The organism is Phaeocystidibacter marisrubri, assembly GCF_008933165.1.
GTDB classification, from domain to species: domain Bacteria; phylum Bacteroidota; class Bacteroidia; order Flavobacteriales; family Schleiferiaceae; genus Phaeocystidibacter; species Phaeocystidibacter marisrubri.
On sequence record NZ_WBVQ01000001.1, the window covers coordinates 290,731 to 306,265 of the forward strand.

Consider the following 15,535-nt stretch of genomic DNA (forward strand, 5'->3'; position numbering starts at 1 on the left):
ATCTCTTGAACGATAGAAGCGACAAATTACTACGCATCCTACAGTGGCTGGGTGATTTGGTATTACTTAATGCCAGCTTCGCCGTGTCCGCTTGGTTGCGTTTTGACGATTTACGAGTAGAGAATGAAGAGTATTACAACTACTACATCCAGTTGTTGGTGTTCTTTAACTTGAGTTGGTCCTTGATTGGTGTAGGACTGGGGATTTACAATCTCCGACCTGGCACGGAGATTCGGACGGCACTCGGTAGGGCAATGAACGCGCTTGCTGCACACGGAATATTATTCGCCATTCTCGCTGTTAGTTTAAAGGGGGAATATTATTCGCGTCTCTTCTTGATCTATTTTTACTCGAGCTTCACAATGGGAATACTCATCTTTCGAGGGGTTTTTATTTCGTTCTGGAGATCTTGGCAAAAGAAGGGGAAATACGCGCGATCAGTTTGGTTGGTGGGAAATGGAAACGCAATTGCGGATTTTCAAAAGGAATTAGACCATCATCCCGAGTATGGCTATCGCGTCATTACATCTCCCAAAACACCTGAGGAAGCGGCAGAAATGCTGGCCTCGGGAGTACGACCTGCTGAAATGTACGTTTCACTCCTGCGTGGAGATGAGTCCATTGATCAGTGGTATGTTCTGGCAGAACAAGAGGGAATTCGATTCCGCTTTTTGCCCGATTTAAAGTGGACCAATATCCGACATGCTCGCGTGGATTTGATGGGGGAAATTCCGGTACTTATTCCTCGAAAAGAGCCGCTTGGTTATTGGCATAGTCGCGTCATAAAGCGAACGTTTGATATCGTGTTTTCAACCATTATTGTTCTCGGAGTGCTTTCGTGGTTTTTGCCACTTCTTGCGGTTATTATTCGATTGGATTCTAAGGGCAACCCCTTCTTTGGTCAGGTGAGATCGGGGTTGAACGGTGAAGAGTTCACTTGTCTGAAGTTGCGAACCATGGTGGTGAACCATGGAGATGAGAGTGTACAAGCATCGGCACAGGACACGCGCATTACACGTGTTGGCCGTTTTTTACGAAAGCACAACCTTGACGAGTTGCCTCAGTTTATCAATGTGTTGCTAGGGCAGATGAGCATTGTAGGCCCACGTCCGCATATGATCGCCCATACCGAGAGTTACCGTCACAAGGTAGAGGCCTTCATGGTTCGTCATTGGGTGAAGCCGGGAATTACCGGTATGGCTCAAGTGATGGGGTATCGCGGTGAAACTAAGGAAGATACAGATATGTCAGATCGCGTGAACGCAGATGTGTATTACCTAGAGCATTGGTCGCTCTTACTCGATGTTAAAATCTTCTTCTGGACCATTTGGAATATGGTAACAGGTAGGAAGTCAGGAGTTTAGTTCTGGTTATTTATTTCCATTTTCTCGAATCATTTGTCTCTTTCCGGTAGTACATTTGTAGTCAAATGTCAGCATTATCGTTGTTTGACCGTATCGCTGATGGATTAGCAGATACAGGTTACTTCTCGATTCCCAATTTTGTGTCTCGGGATGAAGCGTTAGCTATTCGCGACATAGCCATTCGACACAAAGAAGAAGGCGAATTTCGAAGAGCAGGTATTGGGAAGCAGATTGAATATCAACTCGAAAAAGACATTCGAGGGGATGAGATTTTGTGGATTGATAATGAGGATACAGCTCCCAGTATTAAGTCCTATCTCCAGCGCATGGAGGAACTTCAGAATTTTCTAAATTATACGTGTTTTCTTGGCCTGAAGGAATACGAGATCCATTTTGCGGTCTATCCAAAAGGTACTAGATATGCTCGTCATTCGGATCGATTTAAGAACAATCCCCATCGAGTGATCAGCTTTGTTCTCTACTTAAATCCCGATTGGGAGGAGGAAGATGGTGGACAGTTGGCTATTTATTTGGAAGGTAAAGATCCCGTCTTCATTCTTCCAGAAGCAGGGAAGTTGGTGTGTTTCAGATCCGAAATTGAACACGAGGTTCTGGAGTGCAATCGCGCGCGATACAGCCTAACGGGATGGTTGTTGGATCAACCTGTCGGCTTAACCTTCTTGTGAGTTAAATCCGAACTTGGCTAAAGACGAGTTCGTACTGTTCAGCTATCGACTTCCAGTTGTACTTTTCGCGAATCGCGTTGGTGTTTCGCTTGATCATCTGTAATGTCTTATCGTCTTTTTCAACGGTGTCAATCCAATGGGATACTTCATCGGAATTGCTGAAGTAATAGGCGTTTTCGTCGGTGACAGATCGGTTGAATGGATTGTCGTGTGCAACGATTGTAGCACCGCATGCCATGGCCTCTAGTAGAGATGGATTTGTTCCGCCTACGCTGTGACCGTGAAAATAGAGGTGACAATGATGCCTGAGGTTATCTACAATTTCCTTGTTGTATTCCGCATTGAGAAAGCGAATTCGAGCATCTTTAAAATCTCGTATAAGCTCCTGACCATATTTTGTGTCGAGATTGCCCATCACGAGGGTTATTCGTTGAGATGCAGCATATTTAACTCCCGAAAGAATTTCTCGAATGTGGTTTTCAGGCTCCATTCGAGCGATGAGAAGATTGTATTCGCCCGGTTGAATACTGTAGGGTTCCAATACCGCTGGGTTAGGCGACTTTAATATGTCGGCTCCGTAAGGGATGAACACTGCTTGTCCGCCAAATTTATCGTGTAGGTATTTCTCAATGGCGATATTGTCGCCAACCATGAGGTGAGAATGGCGAGCGGCCCATCGCTCAGATCTCAACAAGAATTTTTGCGTGAGCTTGTTGTACTTACTGCGCTTCCATTCCAATCCGTCCATGTTGGTTACAATCCGAGCACTTTTGGGCAACATCCATTGCCATATCCCACTGGAGGTGTACCCTAATTGTAGAATGACATCGAATTGTCTCCAGTGTGCATCAAAGATTTGGTTGAAGTCGTAGATGAATTGTCCAACTGTTCCAAACCGGTGCTCGGGGTCGTATTTATGGATAATTCGAACTCCCTTGAACTCTTTGTTGGCATAGGGGTGGCGGTGACCGTTGTATACGAATACAGAGTGTCCCATTTTGACGAGTCGAACCGAAAGCTGCTCGGCTAATTCTTCAAATCCTCCATATCTATTGGGAATGCCGCGAGACCCAATGATGCCAATTCTCATATTCTGGTTCAGGTTAATGGACTGGAAAGGTAGTTAATTAAGCGTTCAACCGCGTTTCATAAAGTTTGTGAAGTGTTTCTGCTGCTCGTTTCCAGGTGTACTGGCATGCATACGCTCTTCCACTTGAAGATGTAGGTGTTTGCAGCGCTTCTTCAACACCTCTAGCAATATCATCTGGAGCCAATGGGTTGATGGCGTGGACATAGTCTTTCAACAATTCATAGGCTCCTGCCGAGGTCGAAAGCACTACTTCACAACCTTGAGATAGTCCCTCTAAAGCCGTTAATCCAAAAGTCTCAAATGTACTTGGAACGAGGACCACTTTATGTGATCGATACAGCATTTTTAGAGCCTCCATGGAAGAGTGAGGGCGAAAGGACATGTTGTTGGTAGCTAGTTTTTTACACTCTGTGAGATAGCTGGGATTATTGCTGGCCGCATCGCCTACAAATGTGATATTCTCGTGGAGTTGAGCCAATCCTTCGATGGCTCTTTTTTGATTTTTAATTTCTTCAAATCGCCCCACTACCAGCACCCCTCTTCGCTCCTCACGTTCTTCGGGAAGTTCTTCTGAGTAGCTGCGATTGATTCCTGGTGGAACAACGTAGGTTGGAGCTATATCGCCAAAAGCCTGTTGTAGTCTCATGACTTCCTTTTCTGTGGTAGTGATGAGCAAGTCAGCTCGTTGGAGGATTTGCTGCATGGACTTTTCCTGTCCCGCTGTCAAGTACGAAAACGGCGGAATTCTATCGTTGCCAAGGATTCCTCTTGCCAGGGTTTTTAGCGTTTCCATTCGGTTTGAATTGTTGTATTCTACCCAAATGGTGCTGATGAAAAGTGGAACGGCATCCCAGTTCCTGTGGCGAATCAAATCTGCAGGTCGACCTAAGTTGAAGAAGTGTACCAAATCATACTCGCTCAAGTCCACATTTCGCTGATTCGTGATAACATCCACTTGAACTCCCAGTTGTGAGAGCTCCGCTGCAGATTGCTCAACCTGTTGGGTGTCTCCTCCTGGTTGAATGAAAAGCGTAGAACGAGTAACGAAGGCAATTTTCATTCAGCCAAGATGCAAAAAATAGGCAAAAGAAAACCCCGGAAAACTCCGGGGTTTCAATCACAAAAATTCATGATTTGGATTGGTATCTTAAGAAGGGAGGAGTGAAGAGTGGTGATCTTCAATCTTCCACTTGCCGTTTCTATTGTTGAGGACGAACGTGTATCGAGCGGGCATGGCCATTTTCTTTCCGTCGTCGTCTAACCAAGTGAAGACATAAACTCCTGAAACTACAGGTAGGCCTGCGATTTCTTTGATGTCAATTTCACGGAAAGAAACCTCGAGGTTGTGTTTTTCAGAACTGATAAATTCGTTGAAGTAATTCCGAATTCCCTGTTCGTCGCAGCGCAATCGATGCGTGATCGAACCCCAGAGTGCGGCATTCTTAGAATAACACGATACAATCTTATCGGTTACTCCATTCTTTACTCCACTCAACCAAGTTTGAAGGAGGTTGAGTATTTCCTCTTGCTTCTGATTTGATTTTAGGGCTACTGCGTACATGGTGAAGGTTTTTATAAGTAGTACTTCAAGAACACGATTTTCAATCATCGTGCCAAACCATATACGGCCCTGCGTAGGACTTTGGATTTCACTGAGGAAAAAGAACTCTCAAGCCTTGTAATTAAAGGCTTGAGAGAAGATGTTTAACTTTCTGATTAAATCGATACCAAAGGGTGAATCCAGAAACTCCAAGTCCAATTGCAAGTCCAATCCAGACCCCAATAGCACCGTATTCTAGAACGACACCTAACAGGTACCCAACCGGCAATGCAATGATCCAATACGAGATGAAAGTTACCCAAGTTGGGAATTTCACATCTCCCAAACCGCGCAATGCACCTAGGGCGGTAACCTGAACACCGTCGCTGATTTGGAACACGGTGGCAACGATGAGCAATTGTGCTGCAACGCTGGTTACATTGATGTCGTCGTTAAAGAACGCAGGAAAGAAGTTTCTACCCGCGAGGTAAATGATTCCGGTAACAGTCATGAAAATGACGGTCATTTCAAAGATTGTGGTAGAGGCAATTTTGAGGGTAGGATAATCTTTCTTGCCCAGCTGATTGCTCACCCGAACTGTTGCTGCTGCACCAAAGCCTGAAGCTGCCATGTAGCTGATGGAAGCGAGGGAAATGGCAATCTGGTGAGCTGCTTGATCATTTGCACTGATCGTTCCAATAATCACAGAAGCAGAGGCAAACGCACCTACTTCAAAGATGTATTGAAATCCTGAAGGCACACCAATGCGTAGGATTTCCTTCATGTCGGTCCACTTGATTTTAGTAGCTCTCCAGTACTGCATGTACTCATGGTATTTCTGTTTGCCATGAACCCATAGAACCATAGTAATGGTCATGAAGATTCGGCTGTAGAGCGTAGCCCATCCAGCTCCAACCATCCCCATAGGTTCAAAACCGAGGTTTCCAAAAATGAATACCCAGTTGAGAAATACGTTCACGCCGTTTGCAATCAAGCTCAAACGCATGGCCGCTTTAGTGTCGCTTAATCCCTCTGTAAACTGCTTGTATGTAAAGAAAATTTGAAGAGGGAAGAAGGAGAGTGCAACGACCGTGAAATAAGGAATCGCATTGACAACCACTTCTGGATCTTGCCCAAAAGCGTCCATCATATTTCGCACGGACATGAGTGTGCCCACCATCCATACACCGATGATGATGTTGATGATCAACCCGTTCTTGAATAAACGAGTGGATTTCTTTTTATTCCCCGCTCCATCCGCATTTGCCACAAGAGGGGTGAGTCCATAGGCTACGCCAATTCCAAATACGAGTGGAATGGCCAGTAGACTATTCGCGAAGGAAATAGCAGCGAGTGGGATGGCTCCAATTTGGCCAACCATTAAGCTGTCGATTACCCCCACGAGGATTTGACCTAGAGATCCGATCATAACCGGATATGCTAGGTTGATGTTTTTTATGTATTCTGATTTGGGTGCCTTTAGCATGGTCAAAAAAAAATCCCGCAAGTGCGGGATTCAATTATTATGATTGTTGTTCATACCGTTCTACCTCCCGTTGGTAGAACGATTCTGCTTCTTCAATAAGTGTGGAAACCTCTGCGGTGACGTCTTCTTCCGCCTCGCCAGATATATCATCAAACCATTCAACTTCGTCATTCTCCAAATTCATAATGAATCGAGGGAATTCGTTGTGGATGATGTAAATGGCATCCGGAAAATCTGTATTGTCGCCAATGAGGAACTTAGGCACCATGATTTCTTGTCTCTGATTTGAGGGGCAAATGTAGAGAAAAATGTAGGTTATGACTCGGGTTTTGAATACAAAAAAAGCCGCTTCGATGGAAGCGGCTCTCTGTTCTATGGTATTGGTTTAGAAGAGTACACCTACACCGAAGGCAATCGATGATAGGTCGAGATCCAAACCGAAATTTGATGTGGTTGTCTTTAACTCATTGTTTCCACCTGGATCTTCTGTTGTTGTTGAAGAGGAGTATCCTAAGAATCCGTAACTCGCATCAAGGAAGAACATATCGTTGACAAAGTAAGTGAGGCCAACGCCTAATCCAGCATTAAGAGCACTCATGTCTGTCTCTGCTGTGGCGTCGTTAATGTTGTCGGTTATTGTTTGTCCTCCAGAACCGAAGCCGATGGAAAGTTGACCGTACATAGAGAACTTGTCGTTGTAAGGAACATAGTATCGACCGAACAATCCGTAGGTTAGCATGCTCGTGGTAGTTTCTGTTTCTATAGGCTCGACCGTAACAGAAGTATTAGCATAGCCTAAACCAATACCAACCGCTAGGTTGTCTTGGATGAAATAGCCACCAGTGATTCCAATATTGAATGCACTGTTCGAGAAAATATCGGTAGAGCTGGTGCCATCATCTTCTGCAGTTCCACCTGTACTAAAACCTAAATTTCCAGTGGCCATAATTGATCCTTCGTTCCATTGAGCGGAGGCGCTTAGGCCAAACAATGCGAGTCCGGCTGTTAGTAATGCCTTTTTCATAACAATTGTTTTTAAGAGTTAATATCTCAATTTAGGTCGCAATGGAAGGATATTTACTAGATGAGAAGAAGTGTAATTAACGAGGCTTTGTTAATAACGCAAAAGAAAAACTCCCGAAACCTAGTGGTGACGGGAGTTGTAAGAAGATTGTTAGAAGTGTCTTTACGACATTACTTTCGGGCGTATTGTTCTACGTCAGTACCTGTGATTTCCGGTCCACAAAGGATGTAGAGTCTTTCCATCACATTTCGGAATTCGCGGATATTTCCAGTCCAATCAAACGCCTGTAAGGCTTTGATAGCATCGGCATTGATCTTCTTGGGAGCAATACCTTGTTCTTCAGAGATTTTCTCTCCAAAATGTTCCGCTAGTTGAGGGATGTCTTCTTTGCGGTCGTTTAGTCCGGGTACGCGAATTACAATGACAGACAAGCGATGGTAGAGATCTTCTCTGAATTTTCCGTCTGCTATTTCCTTTTGTAGATCTTTATTGGTGGCTGCAAGAACGCGAACATTTACCTTGATTTCTTTGTCGCCTCCCACAGGAGTAATCTTGCTTTCTTGAAGAGCTCGCAGAACCTTTGCTTGTGCACTAAGGCTCATGTCACCGATTTCATCTAGAAATAGAGTTCCTCCATCGGCCAATTCGAACTTGCCTTTTCTGTCTTTCACCGCAGAAGTGAAGGCGCCTTTCTTGTGGCCAAAAAGTTCGCTTTCAATCAATTCAGAAGGAATGGCTGCACAGTTCACTTCAATCATTGGAGCTTTAGATCTCTCGCTCTTCTCGTGGAGGTGATGTGCTACGAGTTCTTTACCAGAACCATTTGGTCCCATGATGAGTACTCTGGCTTCGGTAGGTGCTACTTTCTCTATCATATCTTTTACCTCAGATAGAGAGCCTGAGTCGCCAATCATCTCGTACTTTTTGCTCACTTTCTTTTTGAGGACTTTCACCTCTGTGGCAAGTTGTGTACGGTCTAGCGCGTTGCGAACGGTGTTCAACAGTCGATTCAAATCAGGCGGTTTCGAGATGAAGTCGTATGCCCCTTTTTTGATACAGTCCACAGCTGTTTCTATATCGCCGTGCCCTGAAATCATTACCACCGCTGTGTCGGGATAGAGACTCATGATCTTGTCAAGAACTTCAATGCCATCCATCCCGGGCATTTTAATATCACAGAGAACAAGGTCGTATGACTTTTCAGCCATGAGATCTAGCCCTGCTTTTCCGTGTTCCGCATCATCTACGGAAAAGGAGTTATTCTCTTCTGCAATGATGTTTCGCAACACATTGCGTATTGCTTTTTCGTCTTCAATTATGAGGATGTTAGCCATCTTATTTTTTTGTTCTTTCTGCATATACCCCTTCCTTCATGGAGTAGGTAGACAGTCTGATTTTTTCTATGCTTAGCAAATCGAGTACCAAAGCGATTTGAATGCCAGCGAGGTGAATCATTTCTGCTCGCATTTCTAACATTCCCGGCATCTCTAAACGCTCTTTGGTGTCTGCCGCAATCAAATCATTGATCAAGATTCGGAGTTCACCTTCATCAAAGCTACCGCTGATTTGGCCACTTTGAAGAGGAGCTCTACCATGGCGCAATGCGAGTACATCGTACAATGTATCAAAGGATCCGCTTGATCCAATTAACATTTTAGCAGGATGTTTTTGATAGGCTTCCATCAAATCTTCAAGAGCACTTTTAATGTACTCTCTAATTTGCATGGCTTGCTGCGGTAGTATGGGGTTGTGGGGTTTGAATAGGTCTAAGAGACGGGTTACTCCCAATTCATAACTATTCGCCCAGAAGACTTCGTTTTTATTTCCCAAAACAAACTCAGTGCTCCCCCCGCCAATATCCATAATTAGTACCGGTTCGTCACCAATCTCCACTGCTTGTTGAACGCCTTTAAATATGAGTTCAGCTTCGCGAAGTCCACCAATCACTTCAACTTGGATTTGAGTGGCTTCAAAGACGGCTTTCACAAATTCGTCACCATTTGCTGCGCTTCTTACCGCACTGGTGGCAAATGCTAGTATTTGATCGACCCCTAAATCTGCAGCGGTAGAGCGATGTGTGATCATCGCTTCAATGCCACGGTCAAATGCATCTGGAGCGATTTTGCCATCTGTAATTCCTCCTTTGCCGAGTTTCACGGGAATCTTGTCGTTGTGCAAGGTGGTGCCTTCATCGGTATCACGTACCAACAAATTGAAGGTGTTCGTGCCTAAATCTATGATGGCAATTCTCATTCGTTATTTTCTTTAGATTCCGGCTCTAAGGGACTTCCAGTTCTTGGATAGTCTCTCACCCAAAGGTCGCGTTGAGGGAATGGAATCGTGATGTTATTCTCTCTGAATTTCTGATCGATGATGTATCGAACGTCGCTTTTTACGGCTTCAATTCTGAAGAGGTTTGCACTGTAGAAGAAGATCTTGAAATCAAGAGAACTATTGCCGAAGTCGATAAATTGAACCGTGGGCGCAGGAGTTTTAGAAATCATCTTGTGTTCATTTACTGCATCGAGGAGTAGTTTTTCCACAAGGCGGGTGTCTGAGCCATATGCTACGCCCACACCAATGCTGAATCGGGTGACTTTCTTGCTCTGACTCCAGTTGATTACATGCTCATTGGTCAATTTTTGGTTCGGAATTATCATGTAGATATCGTCCCTCGTTTGAACGAGCGTGGTTCTCAATCCCACCTCCAGAACTTTTCCAATAATTCCATCTACCTCTACAATGTCACCTACGGTAACGGTCCGCTCCATAAGAATGATGAACCCGGAGACAAAGTCCTTAAAAGCATCTTGAAGTCCCAGACCCAATCCTACAAATAGCGCCGTGGAGCCGGCCAAGAGCACGGTGATCTTTACACCGAGATAATCCAAGCAGTAAATGATGGATATTGTCCAAAGCAGGTATTTGAGTATTTGAGTAATCGCATAGGCCTTACCCGGATCAATGCGTTTTCGCTGAACTCGGTTATCAAGGGCTCGTTGAATCAACCAAATAGCAGCGCGCGTAATCCCGATAATAAAGAGGATAATGACCACTTCAAGTACCGAAAAGGAGTACGTGCGCTCTCCGATTTCCGCATTGAAGAACTGATACTCAAGAATAGATGTGAGTTTTTCTCTCATTGAATTTTAAATAGGTCGATAGCGAATCCATTTCCAGATTTCCTTGTACGAAGTCTTTTTGCCGTACATCAAGATTCCCACTCGATAAATTCTTCCTGCAATCCATGTGGTTCCCAAGAAGCCGCCAATGAGCAACACCATGCTGAGGATCAACTGCCAAGTTGGAACGTCAAAAGGAATTCTAACCATCATGACAATAGGGGAAGTAAATGGAACCATGGAGAACCAAAAGGCCAAGTCGGAGTGAGGGTTTTCAATTACGCTAGAGCTAACAATTAGCGCTAGAACCAACGGAATCACTAGTGGGGTCATGAACTGTTGTGTATCCGTTTCACTGTCAACCGCTGCGCCTACAGCGGCAAACAAAGCACCGTAAAGCATGTAGCCTCCAATAAAGTAGAACAAGAAGCCCAGAAGGATTTCAGAAATCGGAAGCGAAGTGATTTGGTTGAATATCATCTGTGCTGTTTCATTCACTTGTTCGCCCGCGGCAATTTTTTCTGGATCGAGTTGATCAGCCATCATCATCCCTGTAGTTGCTTGGAATATGACCATGGAAAGTACCACCCAAATGGTGAATTGTAGTACACCTACAAAGCCAATTCCTACAACTTTCCCAACCATGAGTTGGAAAGGTTTTACGGATGAAATCAAGACTTCGACGATGCGATTCGACTTCTCCTCAATAACTCCACGCATAATCTGCGCAGCATACAAGAAAATGAAGATGTAGATCATGAAACCAGCGGCATAACCCACAACGATCTTTACTTCAGTTACACTCTCGGTTTCTGTGCTTTCCGAGAGGTTGAAAGTCTTTAGTTTTACCTTGGTTCTTGCATTTGCTACCACCTCTGGGTTGACGTTTTCTGCGAGGAGTTTGTGTTCCAGAATGGCGGTTTCTAGTTTCTCACTACAGTATTCTTCCAAACTCAAAGAGATGTCTTCTTTGCCATATACCGATGCGTTTCTCTTCCAAAAATCTGGATCTCCTGAAGGACTCACTGGGATGTAGAAAAGTGCATCTAAATCTTCCTGTGAATCCAGGAGTTCAAGTGCTTTATCCTTGTCATATTGCTTTGGATCTAGATAGCGAAGTTCATGCATGTCGTCGCCAGGACTTCCTGTCAAAAGCGCACTTTCATCTAGAACCACCAACACCTTTGGACCTTCTGGGATAGAGGCGATGAGGGCTGGAGCAATCATCAGGGCGCCGAATAGAATAGGCCCCAAGATGGTCATAATTAGGAAGGAACGTTTTTTTACGCGAGAACTGAACTCACGTTGAATGATGAGCCAAGTCTTATTCATGATTCTCGGTTTTGAACGTTGCGAATAAAGATGTCATTCACACTTGGGATTACTTCCTCAAAGTGGTCTATGGTTGCAAGGGGAAGCAAGGCTTCCAGCAAGGCATTGGGTTTTGTGCCATCTGGCAGTTTTACCGTGGCTTCTCTATGGTCATGCCAAGAGTGATCGTCTACCAGGGTAAACGACTCTTTGATTTTTGACGTAACCTGATTTACATCTCCGACATAAGCCACGCGATAGGTATTGGTTCGATAGTCGTCTTGAACCGATTTTAGAGGGCCTTCCAAGATTTTTCTCGATTTGTTAATCAATGCGATGTGATCACAAATTTCCTCCACACTTTCCATTCGGTGCGTTGAGAAAATGATGGTAGCACCTTCGTTGTTGAGGCGCTTGATTTCACTTTTGATCAATTCCGTATTGATCGGGTCGAAGCCGGTAAACGGTTCGTCGAAAATGAGGAGTTCTGGTTGGTGAAGAACGGTGACGATGAATTGAACTTTTTGGGCCATACCCTTACTGAGTTCTTCAATCTTCTTATCCCACCAATCAGTGATTTCAAAGCGTTCAAACCAATGCTTGAGCTTGGCTTTTGCTTCAGAGTTGGAAAGTCCTTTGAGTCGACAGAGATACATGGCCTGTTCTCCGACCTTCATTTTCTTATACAATCCGCGCTCTTCGGGTAAGTATCCAATTTTGCCAATGTCGTTGGCCGTTAGAGGTTTGCCGTTGAGTAGTAGTTTTCCAGAATCAGGTGCAGTGATCTGGTTAATAATGCGAATAAAGCTCGTTTTTCCAGCTCCATTAGGACCCAGCAACCCGAATATGCTTCCTTTCGGAATTTGAAGACTTAGATCGGTAAGGGCGTGGTGGCCTTCGTAGGATTTGTTGATGGAAATCGCTTCTAAATGTGCGTCCATATATTTTGTTGGTTATGGCTCTAAGTTAGCCATAGCCAACACTTCGTACAAGTTTGAGCAATGCTATTAAAACATTTCCGCAGAAAGTTTCATGGCTTGTTCAACATGTCGTTGTGAATGAGCGAGTACAAATGCATACGCATCCCCCAATTTCAGCTTGAGCCATTTGCCCAATAGCGTTTGGACTTTGATGCGATTCCAGTTGTAGTCTTCTGTGGCTTTGATCAATCGCTCTAATTCAGCGCAATCTTGCGAGAATTTCTCAAAAACAACGTGCTCTACTAGTCGAGCTTTAGGGTCTTTTTGGTTCAACGGCACAAGGCTGTCGAAGGTCTTCATCTTGTATCGAATCACTCCATTTTTCGGACGCATGGCATTCGACATCAACTTGCCTATCCAACCCATTTTATAGGAAGATTGTGCCCGATCCGCCGAGTTTGCCTTTTCTTCTGCTCTTCGAAACGCTTTGATGTATTGCTCGTTGGTGAGGTTGATGTGCTCAATACACTGAAGAATACTCCATTGTTCCTCCGAAGGCTTGGCGTTGAGTTGCTCTGCTTCCAAGTAATAGAATGAGGTTTCTATTTGCTTTTGAAGTTGTTGAAGATCATCAATAATGCGTTGCCCAAATTCGTGCTGAGTCATCTCTTTGTATTCAAATTAGAATAGGAGGACAAAAGTAGGTTGAATGGTCTAGACCTGATCAACAATCAATGGGCGGATGAAGTTCAGAGTGATTTTAGGTTGAAGTGAGAAGATGTTTTTTACACCATTTTCTTTGTGCATCACTTGAGGATGAACTCTTGTATAGATTGGTTGAGGTTGATAGGAAGATCGCTACTCTTAATGAGGATGTCACTTTCCTCGACTCCCATCTCTGTGAACCATTGGGTCCAATATGCTTTCAGTACTTCTTCTTCAAAAGGATTCTCTGGGTTTGGATTGAGGCCTAATAAGAGAATCTTGGTTCCATTCAAGTCATTGCCCGTTGGAAAGAATCCAAAATCACGTCTTTCCATAATGGTTTTCCAATCGGAGGTGTTCAATCCTAGTTCTTTGAAAGTCTGACGGCCAATACTCATTCTTCGACCACCTTCAGATGCCATCGAACGAGGGTGGTACATGTAGCCGTCTGTAAGTATGACGACAATGTTTTTCGCATTCGATCTCGTACAATAGTCCTTCACCCGACTTTTAAAGAATCGCCAAATATCGGAACCTATGAAGTGGTTGTCGGTTATGGCCTGATTGTAAATCTTAGCTGTGTTTTCGGCGTATTGAATTGGAATTTGGGCCAATACTTCACGTGTGATAGTATTTCTATTTAGCTCAATCCGCAAGGCTGAAAGATGTCTGGCTATTTCCGGCTCGTGGGGAAGCGGATCGATGTATGTGCTCAGACGATCATCTATTTGAATGATTCTCTTCTGCGCTACATGATGTTTAAATGCTCGAACAATGGAACCGATATGTCCCGTGTCCCTTTGATAGAACTCCATGGTTGGGTTCGGGTATTTTCCAGGATCAATCCTATCCGATAGATCAATCAGGATACTAATATTCAAATTGACACTCGGAGCGACGATCGATTCCTCAGGCATCATAGAAATTGCGCCATGCTGATCCATTGGACTCCCATAGTAAGGGAAGCTGGATGGTGCTGTCATCAACCCGGTGAACAGCAGAGTTATAGCTTTATACATCAGAATCAGGGTTAGAGCCGTAATACACTTGTTCTTGTTGATCGCCAGTTAGCTCGTATTTGTTCAAGTGAGCTTTTTCAACCTCATTGCAAGCTTGTACCAATCGGGTTTTTTCATTTTCCATGAGTGAATGAGTGGTAGATATTCCTCGATTCCATCCATTCACATAGGAACTGTGGATCACCATGTATTTTTGTTTTGGAAAGATGAATCCATCAATTCGTCCTTGCAGCTCATGTACAACTTCATTGAGCGAAGCGATTTCAGCGGTTACAATTTCTACAGAAGTGGTCATTTCGCGGAGTCTGTTTTCGAAATTGAGTTTGTCTTCCTTCAGTTTTCGGATGAAGCGATTCACTTTATCCATGTTGTGGAACTCTTTCATGGTGAAGTCAAAAACAAGGCCCCAGATGAGGTAGACTACAAAACCAGCAAAGATGATTCCCCAGAATTGAGCATTTTGAAGAGCAAACCCCAAATTGTGAGCAGGAGAATTGAGGGTTCGTGTGAACTCATAAACGTTCTTGTCAATCTGGTAGGCAAGGATCACATCAAAAATAAAGGTGATGCCAATAAGGATGGCCACTTTTACAGTCGACTTGTTCTTCATAAACATGTGAATGAGATACCCTAGTCCCATAAATGCAAAGGGGATCGTGCAGACAAAAACTGCTTCTAGAAGTCCGTCGTTGAAGGCCTTGGATAATGCTCGGGCATCAAAAATGGCGGCGGTAAGACTATCGGTTCTAAACTCCTTGAAGAAGGCGGAATAGGAAGCGGAAATGTAGAACACAAACAAGTAAATCGAAATTGGAATCAGCACGGAAAGTCCGATGTAGAATTGAGCCTTTGGTCGCTTATCAGCTTGTAGTCCATGGCGAGCTGGATGGATTTTTACCGAAGCAATGTCTTGATCAATTTGTTGCGTTTTCGACTTCAAATTGTCACATTCCTTTTGCTTGATATCTCTGTAGGTCTCCTTTTTAATGATATCGGTGAGGACTCGATTCTGTTGTTCTACGGTTGGTCGTTTTAATTCTTTTTGTTCATCCAAATTGCTACGGCATTCGTCCTTAACGGATTGATACAGATCCTCCAAACTTGCTGCAAAACTTGCCGCGCGTCCCATGGATACTCTAGAATCATCAAGGCCTCTATCGAAATATGACTCGCGAATACCTTTTGATTCAACAGTTGTTTTTTTCGCCTGGGGCTCATCAACGTGGTTGGGATAGATCAAGGTGAGATCTTTTAATGAATAGTCCATA

General features: G+C 44.1%; 16 protein-coding genes. 2 read left to right on the plus strand and 14 right to left on the minus strand.

Annotation, left to right across the window (positions count from 1 at the left end; translation table 11 throughout):
- Positions 1–5: 5 nt before the first annotated feature.
- Both F8C82_RS01275 and F8C82_RS01280 read left to right on the plus strand, forming a co-directional pair.
- Entirely contained in the window at positions 6–1,364 is a 1,359-nt protein-coding gene (locus tag F8C82_RS01275) for an exopolysaccharide biosynthesis polyprenyl glycosylphosphotransferase (RefSeq protein ID WP_151691626.1), read from the plus strand.
- A gap of 65 nt (positions 1,365–1,429) precedes the next feature.
- Entirely contained in the window at positions 1,430–2,050 is a 621-nt protein-coding gene (locus F8C82_RS01280) for a 2OG-Fe(II) oxygenase (RefSeq protein ID WP_151691627.1), read from the plus strand.
- 1 nt (position 2,051) lies between these two features.
- Here F8C82_RS01280 and F8C82_RS01285 read toward each other — a convergent pair whose 3' ends face one another.
- The 14 genes from F8C82_RS01285 to F8C82_RS01350 form a co-directional block, all read right to left on the minus strand.
- Positions 2,052–3,140 carry a DUF1972 domain-containing protein gene (locus F8C82_RS01285; RefSeq protein ID WP_151691628.1) on the minus strand — a complete coding sequence of 363 codons (1,089 nt, stop codon included), beginning with the start codon at positions 3,138–3,140 and terminating at the stop codon, positions 2,052–2,054.
- 37 nt (positions 3,141–3,177) lie between these two features.
- A complete protein-coding gene (locus F8C82_RS01290) occupies positions 3,178–4,200 on the minus strand; it encodes a glycosyltransferase family 4 protein (RefSeq protein WP_151691629.1) in 1,023 nt (340 codons plus the stop codon).
- Between the two features lie 87 nt (positions 4,201–4,287).
- Complete coding sequence (locus tag F8C82_RS01295; protein ID WP_170266113.1) at positions 4,288–4,701, minus strand: nuclear transport factor 2 family protein; 414 nt, start codon at positions 4,699–4,701, stop codon at positions 4,288–4,290.
- A 121-nt stretch (positions 4,702–4,822) separates the two neighbouring features.
- Positions 4,823–6,109 (minus strand): MATE family efflux transporter, encoded by a 1,287-nt coding sequence (locus F8C82_RS01300; protein ID WP_229732424.1) that lies wholly within the window; start codon positions 6,107–6,109, stop codon positions 4,823–4,825.
- A 94-nt stretch (positions 6,110–6,203) separates the two neighbouring features.
- Positions 6,204–6,437: a hypothetical protein gene (locus F8C82_RS01305; protein ID WP_188477451.1), complete on the minus strand. Its 234-nt coding sequence runs from the start codon at positions 6,435–6,437 to the stop codon at positions 6,204–6,206.
- A gap of 114 nt (positions 6,438–6,551) precedes the next feature.
- Positions 6,552–7,190 (minus strand): porin family protein, encoded by a 639-nt coding sequence (locus F8C82_RS01310; RefSeq protein ID WP_151691633.1) that lies wholly within the window; start codon positions 7,188–7,190, stop codon positions 6,552–6,554.
- Between the two features lie 170 nt (positions 7,191–7,360).
- Positions 7,361–8,524, minus strand: a complete 1,164-nt coding sequence (locus F8C82_RS01315; RefSeq protein ID WP_151691634.1) for a sigma-54-dependent transcriptional regulator — start codon at positions 8,522–8,524, stop codon at positions 7,361–7,363.
- A 1-nt stretch (position 8,525) separates the two neighbouring features.
- Positions 8,526–9,443 carry a Ppx/GppA phosphatase family protein gene (locus tag F8C82_RS01320; RefSeq protein ID WP_151691635.1) on the minus strand — a complete coding sequence of 306 codons (918 nt, stop codon included), beginning with the start codon at positions 9,441–9,443 and terminating at the stop codon, positions 8,526–8,528.
- The gene (locus F8C82_RS01325) at positions 9,440–10,333 is read right to left on the minus strand and encodes a mechanosensitive ion channel family protein (protein WP_151691636.1); all 894 of its coding nucleotides are present in this window, start codon (positions 10,331–10,333) and stop codon (positions 9,440–9,442) included. Before F8C82_RS01325 ends, F8C82_RS01320 begins: the two co-directional genes overlap by 4 nt.
- A 6-nt stretch (positions 10,334–10,339) precedes the next feature.
- The gene (locus F8C82_RS01330; protein ID WP_151691637.1) at positions 10,340–11,644 is read right to left on the minus strand and encodes an ABC transporter permease; all 1,305 of its coding nucleotides are present in this window, start codon (positions 11,642–11,644) and stop codon (positions 10,340–10,342) included.
- Entirely contained in the window at positions 11,641–12,564 is a 924-nt protein-coding gene (locus F8C82_RS01335) for an ABC transporter ATP-binding protein (protein WP_151691638.1), read from the minus strand. Before F8C82_RS01335 ends, F8C82_RS01330 begins: the two co-directional genes overlap by 4 nt.
- Positions 12,565–12,630: 66 nt before the next feature.
- Positions 12,631–13,209: a DinB family protein gene (locus tag F8C82_RS01340; RefSeq protein WP_151691639.1), complete on the minus strand. Its 579-nt coding sequence runs from the start codon at positions 13,207–13,209 to the stop codon at positions 12,631–12,633.
- 140 nt (positions 13,210–13,349) lie between these two features.
- On the minus strand, positions 13,350–14,267 hold the full coding sequence (locus F8C82_RS01345; protein WP_151691640.1) for a hypothetical protein: 918 nt from the start codon (positions 14,265–14,267) through the stop codon (positions 13,350–13,352).
- A complete protein-coding gene (locus F8C82_RS01350; RefSeq protein ID WP_151691641.1) occupies positions 14,260–15,534 on the minus strand; it encodes an ABC transporter permease in 1,275 nt (424 codons plus the stop codon). Before F8C82_RS01350 ends, F8C82_RS01345 begins: the two co-directional genes overlap by 8 nt.
- Position 15,535: the final 1 nt, after the last annotated feature.